This is a genomic window from Aminobacter sp. Y103A, from assembly GCF_030294925.1.
GTDB classification, from domain to species: domain Bacteria; phylum Pseudomonadota; class Alphaproteobacteria; order Rhizobiales; family Rhizobiaceae; genus Aminobacter; species Aminobacter ciceronei.
In genome coordinates this window covers 523,767-543,245 of sequence record NZ_AP017986.1, presented here as the reverse complement: position 1 = coordinate 543,245, position 19,479 = coordinate 523,767, and the positions used below count along the sequence as shown (strand labels likewise).

Genomic DNA, 19,479 nt, shown 5'->3' with positions numbered 1-19,479 from the left:
GCGACACAATGTAGTTTCCGGCTGACTTTTCAGGAGACTGCCGTGATCACCGTTGTCGGATCCATCAACCTCGACCTCATCGCAACCGTCGGCCGCCTGCCCGGCCCGGGCGAGACCGTACCCGGCGGCGACTTCAAGTCGGCGCCCGGTGGCAAGGGCGCCAACCAGGCGCTTGCCGCCGCACGCGCGGGCGCTGAGGTGCGCATGGTCGGCGCGGTCGGCAAGGATGCCTTCGCCGGCGAGGCCGTCGCCTTCCTCAAAAGCGGCGGCGTCGACCTTTCCGGCGTGGCCGAGATCCAGGCCGCCACAGGCATCGCATTGATCCTTGTCGGCGGTGACGGCGAGAACATGATCGCGGTGGTGCCGGGGGCCAACGGTTCGGTGGTGCCGGGCGATCTCGCCAAGGCACAGTTCAAGAAGGGCGACATCGTGCTCCTGCAGCACGAGATCCCGCTTGCGACCGTCGACGCGGCGCTTGAGGCGGCACGCAGTGCCGGCGCCGTGACCATACTGAACACCGCCCCCTTCCGCGCCGAGGCGGCAAGCTTCGTCGGCAAGGCCGACTATGTCATAGCCAATGAAACCGAATTCGACCTCTACGCCGAGGCGCTTTCGCTGCCCGCGGGCGAACGGCCGGAGCGGATGGGCGAATTCGCCCGGAGCACCGGCGCCACTGTCATCGTCACGCTCGGCGGGGATGGTGTCCTGGCGGCAAGGGGCGACGAGCTCATCCATGTCGAGGCGCTAAAGATTACCCCTGTCGACACCGTCGGTGCCGGCGACACCTTCTGCGGTTATCTCGCTGCCGGCCTGTCCGCGGGACTCGACCTCAAGGACGCGCTCCGCCGCGCCGCCGCCGCCGGATCGCTCGCTTGCCTGAAGCCAGGCGCCCAGCCGGCGATCCCGCTGGCCGCCGAGGTGGACACAGCACTCATGGGTTGAGTTCCACCCACTAGACACGCAAAAACTTCGCGTGCTTAGTGTCGGGCGACCGCCGGAGGAACGGAACATGTCGCTTGAACTCTACGCCGCCTATGTCGTCGCCTGCATCGTCATCGTGCTGATACCGGGGCCGACGGTCACGCTGATCATCGCGTCCAGCATCAGGCATGGCACGCGCGCCGGCCTCGCCAACGCCGCCGGCACGCAGATCGGCGTCGCCATGATGATCGCCATCGTCGGCATCGGCCTCAACCAGATGATCGAGGCGATGGGGCACTGGTTCGAGTGGGTCCGGCTTTTGGGCGCCGCCTATCTGATCTGGCTCGGCATTCAGATGTTCCGCGCGGGAGGCGAGCTCGCCGCCGACGGCACGCCCAGGCGGCCGCGCGGCGGCTTTTTCCTGCAGGGCTTCCTGGTTGCGATCAGCAACCCCAAGACGCTGATCTTCTTCGGCGCCTTCATCCCGCAGTTCATCGACCCGAGCGCCAACTACGCCCAACAGATCGTCATCATGGGCGTCACAGCGATGGTCTTCGCGGCGATGTCGGATTCGGCCTACGCGATTGCCGCAGGCCGCGCCGGCAAGTTCCTGTCGGCCAAACGCCTCAAGCTGATGACCCGCATCTCGGGCACGTTCCTTGTCGGCGGCGGCGTCTGGCTGGCGTTTTCGCGGACGCGGTAGATCTTTCGCCAGATCGGCAATGCAAAAGGGGCGGCCATGTGCCGCCCCTTCTTCATCCAAACATTGGCAGCTTCAAAGCCGGCCGAGGCGCTCGACGAGCAGCGCGAAGAAGCCGTCATGGTCGATGTCGCGCATCACCATGGCGTTCTTCGGACGCTTGGTGACGCCCCACCAGTCGATGACGGTCATGCCCATGGTCAGCTCCGAGGAGGTTTCCACTGTCACATTGCAGTGGCGGCCCTGGAACAGCTCCGGCTTGAGAAGGTAAGCAATGACGCACGGATCATGCAGCGGCCCGCCGTCGGTGCCGTATTTGCCTTCGTCATAGCGTTCGAAGAATTCAAGCATCTGCGCCGTGGCAAGGCCGACCTTGGTGCCGAGTTTGCGGAAGGCGTCGATGCGCTTGGTCGTGGTCAGCGCCTTGTGGGTGACGTCGAGCGGCATCATGACGATCGGCACGCCCGAGCGGAACACCACGTCGGCCGCATGCGGATCGACATAGATGTTGAACTCGGCGGCAGGGGTGACGTTGCCGCCTTCGAAGAAGCCGCCGCCCATCAAGACGATCTCCTTGATACGTGGGGCGATCCTGGGTTCGCGGATGAGGGCGAGCGCGACGTTGGTGAGCGGGCCGAGCGGACACAAAGTGATGGTGCCGGCTTCCTCGCGCATCAGCGTCTCGACGAGGTAGTCGACGGCATGCTGTTCCTGCAGCTTCATTGTGGGTTCGGGCAGATCGGGGCCGTTCAGGCCGGTCTTGCCGTGCACTTCCTCGGCGGTGACCAGTTCGCGGATCAGCGGCCTGATGGCGCCGGAATAGACCTTGATGTCGGGACGGCCTGCCAGCTCGCAGATCTTGCGGGCATTGTTTTCGGTCAGCTTGAGCGGCACGTTGCCGGCAACAGCGGTAATTCCCAGAATGTCGAGCTCGGAGCTCCCCAGCGCCAGCAGAATGGCGACGGCATCGTCCTGACCGGGGTCAGTGTCGATGATTATCTTGCGCGGTACGGGCATTTTCTTTCCTTGTTGGGCAGTTTTTTGCAGTCTTGAAGTTGCCGACGGCGCGGACCATATCAACAACAGACGGGAAAATGCCATCCGGGTTTTTCCGCATTATGTCGCTCTCGGAGGACAAGCTGTAACATGAGCCGTATGACGCCCTTCTCAAGCCCGCTTCTCCTGGGCTTCGACACGATGGAAAAGACGCTGGAGCGCCTTGCCAAGTCGGGCGACAGCTACCCGCCCTACAACATCGAACGCATCAGGGATGCCGATGAACGGAGCGAGAGGCTGCGGATCACGCTTGCGGTCGCCGGTTTCGCCGAAAACGATCTCGAAGTCACCGTCGAGGAGAATCAGCTCATCGTGCGCGGTCGACAGAGCGACGACAAGGAGCGCGAGTTCCTGCATCGCGGTATCGCCTCACGACAGTTCCAACGCTGCTTCGTGCTGGCCGACGGGATGCGGGTGATTGCGGCCGATCTGAAGAACGGTCTGCTCTCGGTCGATCTCGACCGGCCGGAAGCCGAGCGACTGGTACGGAAAATAAACATATCGGTAGCAGACTAAGCACTGCCGATGGCTCTCATGCGGGATGGCCAATACGGCATCCTGGCTAGAAGGAGGCTACAATGCCCAATACTGCCCAGAGACACACGATGACCACGGGCGAGCTCGCCCATCTCGGCGAAGGCTCCGTCGCCTATCTCAGGAAGGTATCCAGCGACGATCTGCGCGGCCGTTTCCCAGGCCTGACCGAGATCGATCCCGGCCTCGAGTTGTGGGCGCTGTTTGCCGCGACCGGCGAACCGATCCTGTTGTCCGATGCCCGTGACCGCGCGCTTGCGGGTGCGATGGAAAACGACCTGACGACCGTAGCCATCCACTAACCTGTAGCCCGCGCTTTCGGCCGGCGACAGGATGGCGAAACGGCAAAGGGCCGCAAGATGCGGCCCTTCCCAAACTTTTCCGAAAAATCGAAATCAGGCGGCGTGCGAAGCCGGCGTTTCCGACAGCAGCGCGTGGATCGCCGCCGCATCACGCGTGCCGCGAATCTTGGCGACCGTATCGGCGTCGCGCAGCACGCGTGCAATGCGCGACAGCGCCTTGAGATGGTCGGCTCCCGCCCCTTCGGGGGCCAGCAGCAGGAAGACCAGATCGACCGGCTGGTCGTCCAGCGCCTCGAAATCGACGGGCGTTTCCAGACGCGCAAAAACGCCGGTGATGCGCTTTACGCCTGCGAGCTTTCCATGCGGGATGGCGATGCCATTGCCGACACCCGTCGAGCCAAGACGCTCGCGCTGAAGGATGGTGTCGAACACCTCCCGCTCGGGGATACCGGAAATCGATGCGGCCCTTTCGGCGAGAAGTTGCAGAAGCTGCTTCTTCGAATTCGCCTTCAAGGCCGGCATGATTGCCGGAGCCTCGATCAGATCACTCAGATCCATGCTGAAATTCCCTTGCTGTGCTCACCGCCGCATTGCCCCAAAACCCCACATGCGGTGGCGGCTACTATCCCTGGGCGACCTTTGCGGTCGAGGGATCTATCCAGCCGATGTTTCCATCAGACCGGCGGTAGACGATGTTGAGGTGCTCATTGCCGGCATTGCGGAAGACCACAACAGGGCTATCCTTGGTGTCGAGTTCGATGACGGCCGATGCAACCGACATCGTCTTCAGAACCATCGTCGACTCGGCAACGATGGCGGGCGCGAAATCTTCGGGCACATCCTCGTCGTCATCGACGAGCGCTGCGACCACCGAATAGGCGACATCGGTCAATTCACCGTTGCCGGCGCCCAGATTGTGCGACTTCAGCCGGCGCTTGTAACGCCTCAGGCGAGTCTCGAGCTTGTCGGCCGCCGCGTCGAACGCGGCAGTCGGTTCCTGTGCGTCACCGGTCGCTTGCAACGACATGCCCGAATCGAGCCGTACCACACAATCGGCGGTGTAGCGCGAGCCGGCCTTCACGACGTTGACGTGCCCGGAGAAGCCGCGATCGAAATACTTGCCGATCGCTTCGCCGATACGTCCCTCAATGCGCGTACGAAACGCATCGCCGACGTCCATGTGTTTTCCTGATATGCGCAGGCTCATCTGAAAACTGACCTTTTCTGTTCAGACTTCAAACCGGTCCGAGTTTATACCCGTGGCAGATGCAAACAAGCGTTGGCTCGCCTGTCACACCAATTTTAAGTCCGAACTTGTCGGCTGATCTTGGGCCACCCGCCGGCAGCCGCAGGCTCGTGTCACAAGCCATCCTGTGCCGCATCTTTCCTTGGTGGGCTGAGCCCTCTTCATGCGGGCGGGCTTCTAGACACTTCATTAAGGATTGTCAATCAAGCGCGGGAGAGGCCTGAATTCCGCGCCTTTCGCCCTAGCCGGCGGCACCTGCCAGCGCGCGTTTTTCACGCCTGCGCTGCACCGACGAGGCGATGTTCATGCCTTCCCGGTACTTGGCGACCGTACGGCGGGCGATGTCGACGCCACTTTTCCTGAGGATATCCACAATGGCATCGTCGGACAGCACGTCGGAGGCCTGCTCTTCCTCGATCATCTGGCGAATGCGGTCGCGCACCGCCTCCGACGAATGCGCGTCTCCACCTTCCGCCGAGGCGATCGAGGCGGTGAAGAAGTAGCGCAGCTCGAACACGCCACGCGTCGTCAGCATGTACTTGTTGGCTGTCACGCGGCTGACGGTCGATTCGTGCATGCCGATGGCATCGGCCACGGTGCGCAGGTTGAGCGGCCTGAGATGGCGCACGCCGTGGACCAGGAAGGCATCCTGCTGGCGCACGATCTCCGAGGCGACCTTGAGAATGGTCTTGGCGCGCTGGTCGAGGCTACGGGTCAGCCAATTGGCGTTCTGCAGGCACTCGCTGAGGAAGTTGCGCTCGGCCGGATCCTTGGTGCGGCCTGTGACCTGGGCGAAATACACCTGGTCGACCAGCACGCGTGGCAGGGTGTCGGGATTGAGCTCCACCGCCCAGCTGCCGTCGGCGGCCTGGCGCACCTCGACGTCGGGCACGATGGTATCGGCTGAGCCGCCGACAAAGGCTACGCCGGGCCTGGGATCGAGCGCGCGGATCTCAGCCAGCATGGCGAGCAGATCCTCCTCGTCGACGCCGCAGATGCGCTTCAGGCTCTGGAAGTCACGTTTTGCGAGAAGGTCGAGATTGTCGATCAACGCTGCCATCGCCGGATCGAGCCGGTCGCGGCGGATGAGCTGGATGCGCAGGCATTCTGCCAGGTCGCAGGCAAACAGGCCGGCCGGATCGAAAGCCTGGCAATCGGCAAGGACCCTCAGCACGAAGGCCTCGTCGACACCGAAGCGCGCCGCGATCTCGTCGACTTCGCCGCGGAAATAGCCCGCTTCGTCGAGCCAGTCGCTCAATTCGGAGGCAACGAGCCGCTCTACCGGGTCGGTGAAGGCGAAGGATATCTGCTCACCGACATGGTCGCGCAAGGTGACGGCAGCCGCCGCCATGTCCTCCATGTCGAAGCCTTCGGAGCCGCCGCCCGAACCGGCGCCAGAGGTGGCCGACTTCCACTGCATGGCAAGATCGGGGCCCATGCGCTCGACGGCGCCTGGATCGTCGGGGAACAGGTTTTCGAGCGAGGTGTCGAGTTTTTCGGAGATCGCCTCGGAACTCCAGCCGGCCTCGCCTTCGAACCAGTCCTCGCCGGCCGCGCTGGCCTCGCCCTGGGTCTCGATCTTGGGGAACTGGTCGGCCGGCGCGTCGTCAGGCACTTCTGCCCGTTCGAGCAGCGGATTGCGCTCGATCTCGTCGTCGATGAAACGTTCAAGCTCGGTATGGGTGAACTGCAGCAGCCTGATCGACTGCATCAGCTGTGGCGTCATCACCAGCGATTGGGACTGCCGTAGCTGTAGTTTCGCCGACAGCGCCATTGCTCGAAGTGGTCCGATCCCGATCCTGCGCAGCCGAAAACCGGCGCGCTCGCCAGCCGCGATAAAACTGGCCCGGCTTTTGCATGTCAAGCAGATTGGGGATTCGCTATCGCGATTGCCGGCGCATTGCCCGGCAATGGTGAAGGAAGGCTGCGCATTTCGCCGGCACGTTGCGCGCTGGCAGCCAGCCTAGAGCGTAAAGCCCTCGCCGAGATAGAGACGGCGGACGTCGGGGTTGGCGACGACCTCGTCGGCGCGGCCATGGGTCAGCACCTCGCCGGCATGGATGATGTAGGCACGGTCGATCAGGCCCAGCGTCTCGCGGACGTTGTGGTCGGTGATCAGAACGCCGATGCCGCGCTTGGTCAGGTGTCGGACGAGTTGCTGGATGTCGGCGACGGCGATCGGGTCGATACCGGCGAAAGGCTCATCGAGCAGCATGTAGTTGGGCCGGCTCGCCAAGGCGCGCGCGATCTCGAGGCGGCGGCGCTCGCCGCCCGACAAGGCGATCGCCGGCGACTTCCGGAGATGGCTGATGTGGAACTCCTCGAGCAGCGCATCGAGCGACTTCTCGCGCTCCTTGCGGCTCTTCTCCACCACTTCGAGAATGGCGCGGATGTTGTTTTCGACCGACAGGCCACGAAAGATCGAGGCTTCCTGCGGCAGGTAGCCGATGCCGAGACGGGCACGGCGGTACATCGGCATGGCCGTGACGTCGAAGCCGTCGATCTCGATCGTGCCCTGGTCGACGGGAACGAGCCCCGTAACCATGTAGAAGCAGGTCGTCTTGCCGGCGCCGTTGGGGCCGAGCAGGCCGACGGCCTCGCCGGCGCGGACGCCGAGCGTCACGCCCGAGACCACCTGCCGGCCCTTGTAGGCCTTGGTCAGCCCCTTGGCGATCAGCGTGCCCTTGAACTTACCGCTCTTGGCACTGCCTGTTGTCGCGGGCGCGGCAAGTTTTTGCGCCGAGCCAGGCTTCAGACGCGACAACAGCGAGGATGCCTCAGTCATTTATTTCTTCTGCGACCCCGGTGTGATCGACATCATGACGCGACCATTGCCCTTGGTGCCCTTGTTGCAGCCGTCGACCTGGGCAAGCCCGGTCTTCATCTGCACGGTGAGCTTGCAGCCGACCAGCACGTTATCGCCTTCGGACAGCACGACTTCCTTGCCGGACATCACCAGCACCTCGGTCTTCATGTCGAAGGTGCCGCGGTCGCCGGTGGCCACCTGCTTGTCGGACTTCACATAGACCTTGTCGTCGACTTCAAGCCTGTCGATGTTGGCCGAGCCGGTGGCGGCCGAGCCGCCATCCTTGGCGTAATAGACGGTCATCTTGCCCGACTTCATGACAGTCGGGCCCTGGGTGACGCTGACATTGCCGGTGAAGATCGCGAGATTCTCCGATTCGCGGACCTCGAGCTTGTCGCTCTCGATCTGGATCGGCTGGTCGCCCGAGAGCTTGAGACCGGAAAGCCGGCTCTGGCTATCCTGCGCAAAAGCGCCGGCGGTGCACAGCATCACGCCCGCGCATGTTAACGCGGCCAATGACCGCCAAGACCTAATTTGCCGCACTCCCGCCTCCGCTGCCATTCTGCGCCGCCTTCATTCGCGCGGGATCGATGTCCACGCGTACCTTTTTCTCGAACACGACAACCTTGCCGTTTTCGAGCATGGACATCGAATCGGACGTGATCTTTGAACCGTCAAGGCTTATTTCAACCGGTTCGTCAGACTTCATCGCGCCACTGCCCATGTCGAGATACGCCGATTTGAGCTTGGCGACCATACCGTCGCTGGTCTTTACGATTACTTGCTCGGTCAGATTGAGCGTATTGCCCTCGCGGTCGTAGACCCCGCGCGCCGCATCGACCTGGGCGACGTTCTCGGCTGAGATCGGTAGCTTGGCATCGATGCCGAGCAATTCGACGACGCCCTGGTTGGCCGGATCCTGCACGGCACGGTCGGCGGTCATCGAATAAGGCAGGTTGTCGCGGGTGAAGCCGCTGAGTTGGGGCTTGGCCATCACCAGCTTGCCTTCGGAGAAGGCGGCACCTTCCGCCTTGACCTTCAGCGACGGCGGCGCGGCAAGGTAGGTGTAGCCACCGAACAGTGCCGCCAGCGCGAGCGCCGCCAACGGCAAAGCGCGCTTGAGGAAACGGACGCGGCGCGAATGACGCGCTGCGAGGTCGAAAGCATCGGCGCGCGAAGTCGCAAGCGCAATTGCGGTGTCAGCCGCGACGCCGCCTCCGCCGCCACTCGTCTCGATTGGTCGCGCCAACTGCAATGTCCTTCTTCAAACTGTCCAAGCCGCCCTTCAGGCCGGCACGGTGAAGCGGATGAAAGCCACGAAAATATGACCATAAGGTCAAAGAGTTGCGACCGAACGCACTGCTGCCCCGCGTCCGGCTGCCTGGATGCAAACCCCAATATGGCTATTTAGCTTACAAATCCCAACTCCCGCAACGTCAGCTGCGGCAGGAAAGCTGTGGCTCTCGCCAAAGCGTTGCTTTAAAAGCGCTAGCCTGCACAGCATGCGAGGCACGCCATGTCCATGAAAGCCGACGATCTGATCGACCGACGCCGCTTGCGACGCAAGCTGACCTTTTGGCGGGTCGTAGCGTTTCTCATCGCAGCCTTCGCCGTCGTCGGCATGTCGACATGGCTGGCCGGCGAGCGCATTCCGGGCGTGACCGCCAGCCATATCGCCAAGATCCGCATCGAAGGCACGATCACCGAGGACGAGGACCTGCTGCGCCGCCTCGACGAGGTCCGCAAGTCGGCCTCCGTCAAGGGCGTGATCCTGTCGATCGATTCGCCCGGCGGCACCACCGCCGGCGGCGAGGCGATCTACGACGCCGTGCGCAAGATCGCGGCAGAAAAGCCTGTCGTCGCCCAGGTCGGCACGCTTGCCGCATCCGCCGGCTACATGATCGCCTCGGCATCGGACCATATCGTGGCGCGCAAATCGTCCATCGTCGGCTCGATCGGCGTCCTTGTGCAGTTTCCCGACCTGACCGGGCTGATGGACAAGCTTGGTGTCAAGCTCGAGGAGATCAAGTCGTCGCCGCTGAAGGCGGAGCCCAATCCATTCAACCCGACGACCGACGAAGAGCGCGCCATGATGCGCAACATGATCCTCGACAGCTACGACTGGTTCGTCGGTATCGTCGCTGAACGCCGCTCGATGTCGAAGGCCGAGGCCACCGCCCTTGCCGACGGCTCGGTATGGACCGGACGCCAGGCACTCGCCAACAAGCTTATCGACGAGGTCGGCGGCGAGGACCAGGCGATCGCCTGGCTCGGCACCAAGGGCGTCGACGCCAAGCTCGAGGTCATCGAATGGAAGCCGGCCCGCACCGGCAGCTTCCTCCTGCCAAACTCGATTGCCCAGGCCCTTGGCCACGCACTCGGCATGGGCGACGTCTCGTCGGAATTGCTCAAGGAAATCGGCGCCGACCGCTTGTTCCTTGACGGTATGCTGTCGCTCTGGCAGGCTGAAAAAGCTGTCTCAGGCGGCTGAAAAACAAATAAAATCATCACCATCTCGACGGGGACCGAGCACATGATCAAGTCTGAACTGGTGCAAATCATTGCCACACGCAATCCGCATCTGTTCTTGCGGGATGTCGAGAACATCGTCAGCGCCATTTTCGACGAAATCACCGATGCCCTTGCCGACGGAAACCGCGTCGAGCTGCGCGGTTTCGGCGCTTTTTCGGTCAAGAACCGCCCTGCCCGCACCGGCCGCAACCCGCGCACCGGCGAATCCGTCGAGGTCGAGGAAAAGTGGGTGCCTTTCTTCAAGACCGGCAAGGAGCTGCGCGAGCGGCTGAACTCGGCCAAATAGACCGCCAGGCGGCTGCGGCGGCGGGACTTTAAACGGGAAAATACATGTTCAACCGCTTCATGCTCATCGTTGTCTTCGTGCCGGTGGCGATCGTGCTGATCGCGCTTGCCGTGGCCAATCGCGCACCGACTGCGTTCACGCTCGACCCATTCAATCCGGGCAATCCGGCTTTGACCATCCAGGCACCGTTGTTCGTGCTGCTGTTCGTTGCACTGGCGCTCGGGGTGATTCTCGGCGGTGCCGTGACCTGGTTCAAGCAGGGCCGCTTTCGCAAGATCGCTCGCCAGCGCGGCCTCGAGGCCGAAAGCCTTCGCCAGGCAGCCGCCCAGCGGCCGCCGGTTGCCCAGGGCCCGGCCCTGCCGCGCCCCAACTGATCCGCTTGGGCGCGACCACCTTTCAGGGAGAACTTCATGCTGCACTTTTCGGCCGATGACATCGACCGCGCCTTGACCTTTCCGGGATTGGTCGAGACTTTGCGCACGGCCTTTCGCGAGGGTGCGGTGCAGCCCGTGCGTCATCACCACACAGTGGAGCGCGCCAAGGGCACCGATTCGACCCTGCTGCTGATGCCGGCCTGGACTGACTTCAAGGCCGCGGGTGCAGGGGCCGACGGGCATATCGGCGTCAAGATCGTCACTGTCTCGCCCGACAACAACGACATCGCCAAGCCGGCGGTCGTCGGGCTCTATTTGCTGCTCGATGGGATCACCGGCGAGCCGCAGGCGCTGATGGACGGCCCGCGCCTGACCCAATGGCGCACCGCCTGCGCTTCGGCACTCGCCGCGTCCTACTTGGCGCGCGAGGACGCCTCGAAGCTGCTGGTCATCGGTGCCGGCGCCCAGTGCAGGTTCCTGGCACGGGCACATGCAGCTGTGCGGCCGATCAAAGAGATCCGCGTCTGGAACCGGACGCCGGCCAACGCCGAAACGCTTGCTGTCTCATTGCGCGACGAGGGGTTTGAGGCGACTGCCGTCTCCGACCTCGATGCCGAACTCGGCTGGGCCGACATTATCACCGCCGGCACGATCTCGACCACGCCCCTGGTCAAGGGTGCCAAGCTCAAGCCCGGCGCCCATGTCGATCTCGTCGGCGGCTTCACGCCCGGCATGCGTGAGGCCGATGACGACGCGATCGCCAAGGCGCGAGTCTATGTCGACACCCGCGCCGGCGCCACCAAGGAAGCCGGTGACATCGTCCAGCCGATCGCAGCAGGCGTGCTAACGGCCGACGCCATCGTCGCCGACCTGCATGAACTCGCCCGCGACCAGAAGCCCGCCCGCCAGTCGGCGGACGAGATCACCCTGTTCAAGTCGGTCGGTGCCGCTCTGGAAGATCTTGCCGCCGGCATCGCCGTTTACGAGTCGCTCAAGCCGAAGGCCTGAGCTCCACTTCGTCCACCTCCATGGCTTCCGCAATCAGGCGGAAGTCGTGCGCGGACAGCGGACAGAGACCGAAACGCAGCTGGTAACCCCAATTGGGCATGGCGGTGAAGTCGAGTTGGCCGGCAAGCGCCGCTACGGGTACCTCCCGTGCCGCCGCCCAATCAACATCCTTGCGGGAAGGCGCGAAGCCGCCGCCCATGTCGAACCGATAGGCGTCGCCCGCCCGCACCCAACCAATTGCGGTGAAGGATTTCAGCCCGTCCTTACCACCCATGACGTTCGCCGGCGAATAATAGACCACCCCGTCTCCGGCACCGATCCGCCGCAGTGGGCCTACCTTGCCATGGCAGACTTGCATGAAGCCGCTGACCCTGCCGATACGCACATGATCGGCCGAGGCGACGGCCAGCCAATTGCCCGTGCCCATAGCTACACCGCCGCTTCGTCGAGGCAGTAGACACGCAAGCGATGATTGTCAGGGTCGAGCGCGACGAAGGTGCGGCCGAAATCCATGTCGGTTGGCGCCTGCAGAATGTTGAGTCCACGGCCCGCCCAGTCTGAATGGGTCGCGTCAACCGCCCCGGGCGATTCCACGGCAAGCACCAGTTCCGCTCCGCCACCCGCTGCGGACGCCGCCGGCTGAGCGGTGCGGCGCGACCACAAGCCGAGCTTGAAACCGTTGTCGAGCACGAACATGACAAAGGTCGGTGACGTCTCCACCGGCTGGCGGCCGAGCAGCTTGGCATAGAAGGCACCGCTGGCTTCCGGCTTGTCGACATAAAGAATAATGAAGTTGGGGCTGCGCATCGCTGTTCTCCTTGTTGGATGCGGAGAACCCTAGCCGGCACCACTGTCAGATTCTGGCAGTGGCGTTCAAAGCTTCCTTGTGGTGTCGAGCGTCGCCCGCCATTCCTTCAGCATGGCGGCGCGGCGGCGCGGATAGCGAGTGTCGATCGCGGCGAGTTCCGAAATGCGGTCGGCGCGAAAGTGGCGAAAATCCTGGCGCATCTCGCACCACGCCACCATGACGCGGACCTTGTCGAAGAACCCGAGCGCAAAGGGCCAGACGATGCGCCGCGAGCCGGTGCCCGAAGCGTCCTGATAGGTCATCTCTAGCTTGCGCTCGGCGCGGATCGCCTGGCGGATGATGCCGAGATCAGCGCCCTCGCGTGTCGCCTCGGCACTCGGGCCAACCAGAAGGGCCGTGGCGTCAAGCTCCTCGCGCAAATCGTCGGGCAGCACGGCAGCGATCTTGGCGAGCGCATCGGCGGCGGCCGCAGACAGCCTTGTGTCCGGCTGCTTCGCCACCCAGCGCGAGCCGAGCACGATCGCCTCGATCTCCTCGTCGGTGAACATCAGCGGCGGCAGCATGAAGCCGGGCTTCAGCACATACCCCAGCCCCGGTTCGCCCTCGATCGGCGCTCCTTGGCCCTGCAGGGTAGCGATGTCGCGGTAGAGCGTGCGGATCGACACGTCCAGCTCGCCGGCAAGCGTCAAGCCGCTCACCGGCCGGCGGTGGCGGCGCAGGATCTGGATGAGGTCGAGCAGGCGTTCGGAGCGCGACATGATTCTCGGGCGGGTTTGGCAGCACGATAGAGCGGAGACGGCGGCGCCGGAAGGCGGCTGCGAGACGCCCGCGACCGCCCGTCCGGTTGCGGTGTACCGTGGCCTGTGTCAAAAGCGGCCAACCATCCGGAGACGCCGTTCCTTGAAGCATCCGCGCGACAAACGCCGCGACAGCCGCCCGCAGCCGCCCCGCAAGGGCGGTGCCGCTCCCGCACAGACGCGCGACCGCACCGAGCGGCAGCCAGAGCGCAAGCCGGAGCAACGCGCAACCCTGCGCCAGGACCATCAGGCAGAACCAAAGCATCAGGCCGAGCCGAAATCGGAACCGCGCAAGCTTGCCCGCCGCGAAGGCGCACTGCCGGCCGAACGCCTGCCGCTGATCCTCGAGGTTGCGCCGAACGATGACTATGCGCTGCTCGACAGCGGCGACGGCCAGAAGCTCGAACAATACGGCCCCTACCGCATCGTCCGCCCAGAGGGACAGGCGATCTGGCAGCGCGCGCTGCCGGCGAAGGACTGGGACCGCGCCGACGCCGTCTTCACCGGCGACACTGACGAAGAAGGCATTGGCCGCTGGCGCTTTCCGAAGGCGCCGCTCGGCGAAACATGGCCGATGCGTCATGACGGCTTGTCCTACCAGGGCCGTTTCACCTCGTTCCGCCATGTCGGCGTCTTTCCCGAACAGGCGACGCACTGGGACCACATGGCCCGGTTGATCGACGACGCCAAACGCCCGGTCAAGGTGCTCAATTTGTTCGGCTACACCGGCCTTGCCTCGCTGGTCGCGGCGCGTGCCGGCGCCGAAGTGACCCATGTCGACGCCTCGAAGAAGGCCATCGGCTGGGCCCGCGAGAACCAGGAAATGGCAGGCCTTTCCAGCAAGCCGATCCGCTGGATCTGCGAGGATGCGATGAAGTTCGTCGAGCGCGAGGAGCGTCGCGGCAGCCGCTACGACATCATCCTGTTCGATCCGCCGGCCTATGGCCGCGGTCCCAAGGGTGAGGTGTGGCAGCTGTTCGAGAGCCTGCCGGCGATGACCGACATCTGCCGCTCGATCCTGACGCCGAAGCCGCTGGCGGTGGTGCTTACTGCCTATTCGATCCGCGCCTCGTTCTTCGCCATCCATGCCCTGATGCGCGATACCTTCGCCGGCATGGGCGGCACCATCGAATCGGGCGAACTCGTCATCCGCGAGAAGTCGGCAGGACGGGCGCTTTCGACATCGCTGTTCTCACGCTGGGTGGCCAAATGAGCGAACACCGCACCGGAGCCCCTGGCCGCGTCAAGGAAGTGACCAGCCTGGCCAACCCGCTGGTCAAGGACATCAAGGCGCTCTCGCTGAAGAAATTCCGCGACCAGCAGAACGCCTTTTTGGCCGAAGGCCTGAAGCTGGTGATCGACGCGCTCGACCTCGGATGGACGATCAAGACTTTGATCTTCGCCAAGTCGGCGCTCGGCAACCAGGCAGTCGAAAAGATCGCCGCGCGCACCGTGGCGCTGGGCGGCGACGTGCTCGAAGTCTCGGAAAAAGTGCTGACGGCGATCACCCGCCGCGACAATCCGCAGGCGGTTGTCGGCGTGTTCAGCCAGCGTTTCGTGCCGCTCAAGGACATCAGGCCGAAAGGCAACGACGTCTGGGTGGCGCTCGACCGGGTGCGCGATCCCGGCAATCTCGGCACCGTCATCCGCACCGTCGATGCGGTTGGCGCCAAGGGCGTCATCCTGGTCGGCGACACCACCGACCCTTTCTCACTCGAAACCGTGCGGGCGACCATGGGCTCGATCTTCGCCGTGCCTGTTGCCAAGACGCATCCGGATGCCTTCCTCGAATGGCGCAAGAACTTCCCCGGCACCGTCGCCGGCACGCATCTCAAGGGCGCTGTCGATTACCGGTCCGTCGATTTTGGCAACCGCCCGGTGCTGTTGATGATGGGCAACGAGCAGCAGGGCCTTCCCGACAATCTCGCCGACGCCTGCGACAAGCTTTTGCGCATCCCGCAGGCGGGCCGCGCCGATTCGCTCAATCTGGCTGTCGCTACCGGCGTCATGCTGTTCGAAATCCGGCGCGGCGCGCTGAAGCTTTAGTGCATGACCCCAAAAATCAGCTTCGATTTTTGGAAAGGATCATGCACGAAATCAAACTGTTACGGCGTCCCATGCGTGCCCGGGAGGGTACGCGGCGCTGAAGGAGGCCGCTGTTGAAGCCAGTCGCAGTCTACGGGATCGTCGCAGCTCTTGCCGTGGCACTCGACCAATGGATCAAGGTGCTCGTCGAGGCCAATCTTGTCATGCACGACAAGGTCGACCTGCTGCCGTTCCTGGCGCTCTATCGCACCTACAACACCGGCATCGCGTTCTCGATGTTCTCCAATGTCGGCGATACCGGCCTGATCGTGCTGACGACTGTCGTCGTCGCCTTCGTCACCTTCCTCGCCATCAAGACCACGCCAGCGCAGGTGATCTCGCGCTTCGGCTTTGCGCTGATCGTCGGCGGCGCGCTGGGAAACCTCATCGACCGCACCGTCTACGGCCACGTCATCGACTACATATTGTTCCACACGCCGGTGTGGTCTTTTGCCATCTTCAACCTGGCGGATGTGTTCATTTCGGTGGGCGCAGCGCTGGTGGTGCTGGATGAATTCATCGCCTGGCGGCGCAGCCGCAGCGAACCCAAGGCGGCCGACAAATAGGTCGATCAAGTCACAATACAATATGTGACAGAGCCGTGAGGTCATCCGCAGCTTACCCACAGACTTGACTAAGCGGTTAAGATTTTTTTCACTAAGGTCGCAATCGGGTCCAAGGTCTGCCACAATCGCTCATCATGGTGCGTTTGGTGGACGGGCCGAAAGGTACCGACTGAACTGTCTGGCGGCTACGCGGCGTAGATTTGCGGGTCAAAACGACAGGTGGGGGAGCTCGCTATTCCGAGCACTTGGGGCCTGAGTGGAGAGTTGCTAGTGAAAATGCCCTTCGGGTTGGGCGCAGCCAATCAGCCGCGCTCCGCGATGATGTTTATGAAAGCCGAGCCGGCTTCCTGGCGCGAGAACGCGCCGAACCGCGGCTTGGTTTGCGGTGTATTGGCAATGACCGCCCTGATGAGCGTAACCGCCGTCTCCGCCCTCTTCATCGTGCCTCATATGGGCCAGAACTCGGCCGACACCGTGCAGGAAGCCAGGCAGGTCGAGACCGAGCCATCCAAGGAAAAGATCACCACCATCATCGCCGAGCCAACCGGCCGCAAGAGCCGCGTCGCTTCCGCTGCCAGCTCGATCATCGTTTCGGATGCTGCCGCCGAGGAAGCCTCCGACATGCCATTGGCCGCCGACCCGCGATGGGCGCAGGTGGTCAAGGCGGGCGCAACCCAACCGCTCGAAGCCATGCCGGCCATTCCCGGCGCCGAAAAGGTCATCGCCAAGGACCCGACCGAGACGGCGGCACTCGCGCTGACCGACACCAACGCCAAGACCGATCCGGCCGAAACCGCAGCAGTCAAGGCGATCGACGCCGAGGCGAAGCCTGCCGAGGCCCGCGAGGGCGGCAAGGCTGCCGTCATCAAGCGCTCGGTCAACATGCGCGCCAAACCGCAAAAAGGCGGCGCGGTGCTCGGCGTCATTCCGGCCAAGACCTCAGTCGAACTGGTTTCCTGCACCCAATGGTGCGAAATCGTTTTCAACGGCAAGCGCGGCTACGTTTACAAGAGCTACGTCCAGTAATCGCAGTATTTCCCGGCCGTCCTATTGCTAAAAAGCACGACCGCTAAAATTCGATCTATCTGCCAAAATCTTCCCTAAGCTCTCGGTGCTAGGCTTCCGCCATGATGACGGAATCTGGCACGACGGGAGAAAAGACGACGCAAGGCGCGGCCATCGCCGACACCGATGCCCAGTCGCACCGCCGTATCATCACGCCGCCACCGCTTGCCCCCGCTTTGCCGAAGGAGCCGCCGCGCGGCCTCTATTTCGCGATCATCGTCGCGGTGCTGGTGCTGTCGGGCCTCGCGCATCTGACCGGCGCGCCTGTTTTCATCAGCGCCAGCCTGTTTGCCATCGGCCTCGCCGGCATGGTGCTGTTGTCGCGCAGCCTGGGCGAGCGCGCGCGAGCCGCGGAAGAGATCACCGAGAACGCTTCGCGCAACCGGGCCGAGATCGAGACCCTTGCCGACCGGATGTGGGAGTTGCAGGAAAGCGAAGAGCGCTTCCGCGGCCTCATCGACGCGCTTGGCGATCTTGTCGTCCATCGCGACCGCGACGGTCGCATCGTCTATGCCAACAAGGTGTTCGCCGGACTCATCGGCCAGGACCCGCGCGATCTCGCCGGCCGCACGCTTGCCGAACTCGGCGTCGATGTCGGCGTGGTGCCGGACGCCGCCTTCTCAGACGGCGAATGCCTGAGCTCTACCGATGTCGGCATCCGCTCCAACGGCGTCGTGCGCTGGTTCTCGTGGATCGAGCTTTCGGTGCGCGACAAGGCCAGCAACGCAGTGTCGCACCGGGCCATCGCCCGCGACATCACCGCCCGCAAGCGCGCCGAAGCCGCCCTTATCGGCGCCCGCGAGCGCGCCGAATATGCCAGCCAGGCGAAGTCGCGCTTCCTGGCAACCGTAAGCCACGAGATCCGCACGCCGATGAACGGTATCATGGGCATGGCCAAGCTTCTGCACGACACCGAACTGTCGCCCGAGCAGCGCACCTATGTCGGCGCCGTCTCGACCTCGGCCAGCGCGCTTCTGGCGCTGATCGAGGACCTGCTCGACTACTCCAAGATCGAGGCGGGCCGCTTCGATCCCGAGCCCCAGCCGATGTCGCCGCGCGAGATCGCCGACAGTGTCGTCGAGCTTTTGGCGTCGCGCGCATTCGCCAAGGGCATCGGGCTCGGCTGCCATGTCGCGTCCAACGTGCCGCAGATGATCTCGGCCGATCCTGGCCGCGTCCGCCAGGTGCTGCTCAACCTGATCGGTAACGCCATCAAGTTCACCGACGCCGGGGGCGTCCGGCTCAGCGTCAAGCGGACCGGCGACGACCATCCCGGCAAGATCCGCTTCACAGTGAGCGATACCGGCCCCGGCCTGCGTCCCGAGGACGTCGAGCGCATCTTCGAGGAGTTCGAGCAGGCCGACGGCACCTCGACACGCTCGCATGGCGGCGCCGGGCTCGGGCTCGCCATCTCCAGACGGCTGGTCACCGCCATGGGCGGCACGATCACCGTCACCAGCCAACCCGGCGAAGGCTCGCAATTCGCCTTCGAACTGCCGGCTTTTGGCGCAACCGATACGCCCCAGACCAATGCCGATGCGCTGGCCGGCCGATGTGCCGTCATCCTGTCAAGAAACACCACCGAGGCAGAAGCACTGGCCGAAACCATTCGCGCGCATGGCGGCCGCGCCGACATTGCGGTGACGCCCGAACAGGCCGCCGCATTCGCCGAAGGCTGCAACGCGCTGCTGGTCGACGCCGCGCTCGAGGACAATGACGGCCGTCTGCTCAAGCAATTGCGCGAAACCGGCTTCTCCGCCAGCGAGGCGATCACGTTGATCGCGCCGACCGACCGCGGACTGCTCGGCGAACTGCGCGCCAGCGGCTATGCCACCTTCCTGGCCCGGCCGGTTCGCGGCGAGACGCTGCTGCGGATACTTCTGGCGAATCAGGGCGTGGTGCCGGGCAAGCCGCAGCTTGCCAGCCGTCGCGCTGCGGCCAAGCCCGCGAATCATTCGCAGCTTCGCGGCCTGTCGGTGCTGATCGCCGAGGACAACGACATCAATGCCATGCTCGCCCGCGCCGTGCTGGTGAAAGCAGGCCATCGCGTCGACGTCGTCAACAATGGCAAGGCCGCCGTCGAAGCGGTGACGGGCGCCAGCCGCAAGCGGCGCTACGATGTCGTGCTGATGGACATGCATATGCCCGTGATGGACGGATTGGACGCCATTTCGGCCATTCGCAGGCATGAGGAGCAGCATGGCCTGGCTGCCGTGCCGATCATGGTGCTGTCCGCCGACAGCCAGGAAAAAACCCGCCACGCGGTGCTCGCCCATGGCGCCAGCGGCTTCGTCACCAAGCCGCTCGACCCCGATGTCCTGATCAATCTCGTCGAGCAGCGGGCCGCTGCGTGAACTAAATCACGGTGATTTTCCTAGCCGGCTACTCGACGT

At 63.9% G+C, this 19,479-nt stretch carries 23 protein-coding genes; 13 read left to right on the top strand and 10 right to left on the bottom strand.

Annotated elements, in window-relative coordinates; all coding sequences use genetic code 11:
* Positions 1–42: 42 nt before the first annotated feature.
* Positions 43–942, top strand: coding sequence for a ribokinase (locus Amn_RS02575; protein WP_067954849.1), 900 nt, complete (start codon positions 43–45; stop codon positions 940–942).
* A gap of 67 nt (positions 943–1,009) precedes the next feature.
* On the top strand, positions 1,010–1,624 hold the full coding sequence (locus tag Amn_RS02570) for a LysE family translocator (protein WP_286294470.1): 615 nt from the start codon (positions 1,010–1,012) through the stop codon (positions 1,622–1,624).
* A gap of 72 nt (positions 1,625–1,696) precedes the next feature.
* Here Amn_RS02570 and Amn_RS02565 read toward each other — a convergent pair whose 3' ends face one another.
* Positions 1,697–2,638: a nucleoside hydrolase gene (locus tag Amn_RS02565; protein ID WP_263005336.1), complete on the bottom strand. Its 942-nt coding sequence runs from the start codon at positions 2,636–2,638 to the stop codon at positions 1,697–1,699.
* 129 nt (positions 2,639–2,767) lie between these two features.
* On the opposite strand from Amn_RS02565, the gene Amn_RS02560 reads away from it, so the two are divergent.
* Both Amn_RS02560 and Amn_RS02555 read left to right on the top strand, forming a co-directional pair.
* Complete coding sequence (locus Amn_RS02560) at positions 2,768–3,193, top strand: Hsp20 family protein (RefSeq protein ID WP_154384569.1); 426 nt, start codon at positions 2,768–2,770, stop codon at positions 3,191–3,193.
* A gap of 62 nt (positions 3,194–3,255) precedes the next feature.
* Positions 3,256–3,513: a BQ00720 family protein gene (locus Amn_RS02555; RefSeq protein WP_067954857.1), complete on the top strand. Its 258-nt coding sequence runs from the start codon at positions 3,256–3,258 to the stop codon at positions 3,511–3,513.
* Between the two features lie 93 nt (positions 3,514–3,606).
* Here the strand turns inward: Amn_RS02555 and ptsN are convergent, their stop codons facing one another.
* The 6 genes from ptsN to lptC form a co-directional block, all read right to left on the bottom strand.
* A complete protein-coding gene (gene ptsN, locus Amn_RS02550) occupies positions 3,607–4,071 on the bottom strand; it encodes a PTS IIA-like nitrogen regulatory protein PtsN (RefSeq protein WP_067954859.1) in 465 nt (154 codons plus the stop codon).
* A gap of 64 nt (positions 4,072–4,135) precedes the next feature.
* Positions 4,136–4,720 (bottom strand): ribosome hibernation-promoting factor, HPF/YfiA family, encoded by a 585-nt coding sequence (hpf, locus tag Amn_RS02545; RefSeq protein ID WP_067954861.1) that lies wholly within the window; start codon positions 4,718–4,720, stop codon positions 4,136–4,138.
* A 280-nt stretch (positions 4,721–5,000) separates the two neighbouring features.
* Positions 5,001–6,533: an RNA polymerase factor sigma-54 gene (gene rpoN / locus Amn_RS02540; RefSeq protein ID WP_286294467.1), complete on the bottom strand. Its 1,533-nt coding sequence runs from the start codon at positions 6,531–6,533 to the stop codon at positions 5,001–5,003.
* Between the two features lie 189 nt (positions 6,534–6,722).
* Positions 6,723–7,544: an LPS export ABC transporter ATP-binding protein gene (gene lptB, locus Amn_RS02535; RefSeq protein ID WP_067954865.1), complete on the bottom strand. Its 822-nt coding sequence runs from the start codon at positions 7,542–7,544 to the stop codon at positions 6,723–6,725.
* The gene (locus tag Amn_RS02530; protein WP_172582912.1) at positions 7,545–8,054 is read right to left on the bottom strand and encodes an LptA/OstA family protein; all 510 of its coding nucleotides are present in this window, start codon (positions 8,052–8,054) and stop codon (positions 7,545–7,547) included.
* A gap of 40 nt (positions 8,055–8,094) precedes the next feature.
* The gene (gene lptC, locus Amn_RS02525; protein WP_246340568.1) at positions 8,095–8,670 is read right to left on the bottom strand and encodes an LPS export ABC transporter periplasmic protein LptC; all 576 of its coding nucleotides are present in this window, start codon (positions 8,668–8,670) and stop codon (positions 8,095–8,097) included.
* Between the two features lie 411 nt (positions 8,671–9,081).
* Here lptC and sppA point away from each other — a divergent pair, with 411 nt between their 5' ends.
* Genes sppA through lhpI form a run of 4 tightly spaced genes read left to right on the top strand, consistent with a single transcriptional unit; the run spans position 9,082 to position 11,765 of the window.
* Positions 9,082–10,056, top strand: a complete 975-nt coding sequence (gene sppA, locus Amn_RS02520) for a signal peptide peptidase SppA (protein WP_263005338.1) — start codon at positions 9,082–9,084, stop codon at positions 10,054–10,056.
* Between the two features lie 42 nt (positions 10,057–10,098).
* Positions 10,099–10,383, top strand: coding sequence for an integration host factor subunit beta (locus tag Amn_RS02515; protein WP_055981346.1), 285 nt, complete (start codon positions 10,099–10,101; stop codon positions 10,381–10,383).
* 44 nt (positions 10,384–10,427) lie between these two features.
* Entirely contained in the window at positions 10,428–10,757 is a 330-nt protein-coding gene (locus Amn_RS02510; RefSeq protein WP_067954871.1) for a LapA family protein, read from the top strand.
* 36 nt (positions 10,758–10,793) lie between these two features.
* Positions 10,794–11,765: a bifunctional Delta(1)-pyrroline-2-carboxylate/Delta(1)-piperideine-2-carboxylate reductase gene (gene lhpI, locus Amn_RS02505; protein WP_286294466.1), complete on the top strand. Its 972-nt coding sequence runs from the start codon at positions 10,794–10,796 to the stop codon at positions 11,763–11,765.
* On the opposite strand, the gene Amn_RS02500 is transcribed toward lhpI, so the two are convergent.
* The 3 genes from Amn_RS02500 to Amn_RS02490 all read right to left on the bottom strand — a co-directional run bounded on the left by Amn_RS02500 (position 11,749) and on the right by Amn_RS02490 (position 13,331).
* Positions 11,749–12,192 (bottom strand): EVE domain-containing protein, encoded by a 444-nt coding sequence (locus tag Amn_RS02500; RefSeq protein WP_154384566.1) that lies wholly within the window; start codon positions 12,190–12,192, stop codon positions 11,749–11,751. The two genes, lhpI and Amn_RS02500, sit on opposite strands and share 17 nt — an antisense overlap.
* 2 nt (positions 12,193–12,194) lie before the next feature.
* Positions 12,195–12,572: a VOC family protein gene (locus tag Amn_RS02495; RefSeq protein ID WP_067954878.1), complete on the bottom strand. Its 378-nt coding sequence runs from the start codon at positions 12,570–12,572 to the stop codon at positions 12,195–12,197.
* 66 nt (positions 12,573–12,638) lie between these two features.
* Positions 12,639–13,331 carry a helix-turn-helix transcriptional regulator gene (locus Amn_RS02490; RefSeq protein WP_154384564.1) on the bottom strand — a complete coding sequence of 231 codons (693 nt, stop codon included), beginning with the start codon at positions 13,329–13,331 and terminating at the stop codon, positions 12,639–12,641.
* A gap of 142 nt (positions 13,332–13,473) precedes the next feature.
* On the opposite strand from Amn_RS02490, the gene Amn_RS02485 reads away from it, so the two are divergent.
* The 5 genes from Amn_RS02485 (at position 13,474) to Amn_RS02465 (ending at position 19,440) form a co-directional block, all read left to right on the top strand.
* Complete coding sequence (locus tag Amn_RS02485) at positions 13,474–14,583, top strand: RsmD family RNA methyltransferase (RefSeq protein WP_067954881.1); 1,110 nt, start codon at positions 13,474–13,476, stop codon at positions 14,581–14,583.
* Entirely contained in the window at positions 14,580–15,416 is an 837-nt protein-coding gene (locus Amn_RS02480) for a TrmH family RNA methyltransferase (protein WP_067954883.1), read from the top strand. Before Amn_RS02485 ends, Amn_RS02480 begins: the two co-directional genes overlap by 4 nt.
* A 113-nt stretch (positions 15,417–15,529) precedes the next feature.
* Positions 15,530–16,021: a signal peptidase II gene (gene lspA / locus Amn_RS02475; RefSeq protein WP_067954885.1), complete on the top strand. Its 492-nt coding sequence runs from the start codon at positions 15,530–15,532 to the stop codon at positions 16,019–16,021.
* Positions 16,022–16,429: 408 nt separating this feature from the next.
* Positions 16,430–17,047 (top strand): SH3 domain-containing protein, encoded by a 618-nt coding sequence (locus tag Amn_RS02470; protein ID WP_182585764.1) that lies wholly within the window; start codon positions 16,430–16,432, stop codon positions 17,045–17,047.
* A gap of 101 nt (positions 17,048–17,148) precedes the next feature.
* The gene (locus Amn_RS02465) at positions 17,149–19,440 is read left to right on the top strand and encodes a PAS domain-containing hybrid sensor histidine kinase/response regulator (protein WP_263005342.1); all 2,292 of its coding nucleotides are present in this window, start codon (positions 17,149–17,151) and stop codon (positions 19,438–19,440) included.
* Positions 19,441–19,479 lie beyond the last annotated feature (39 nt).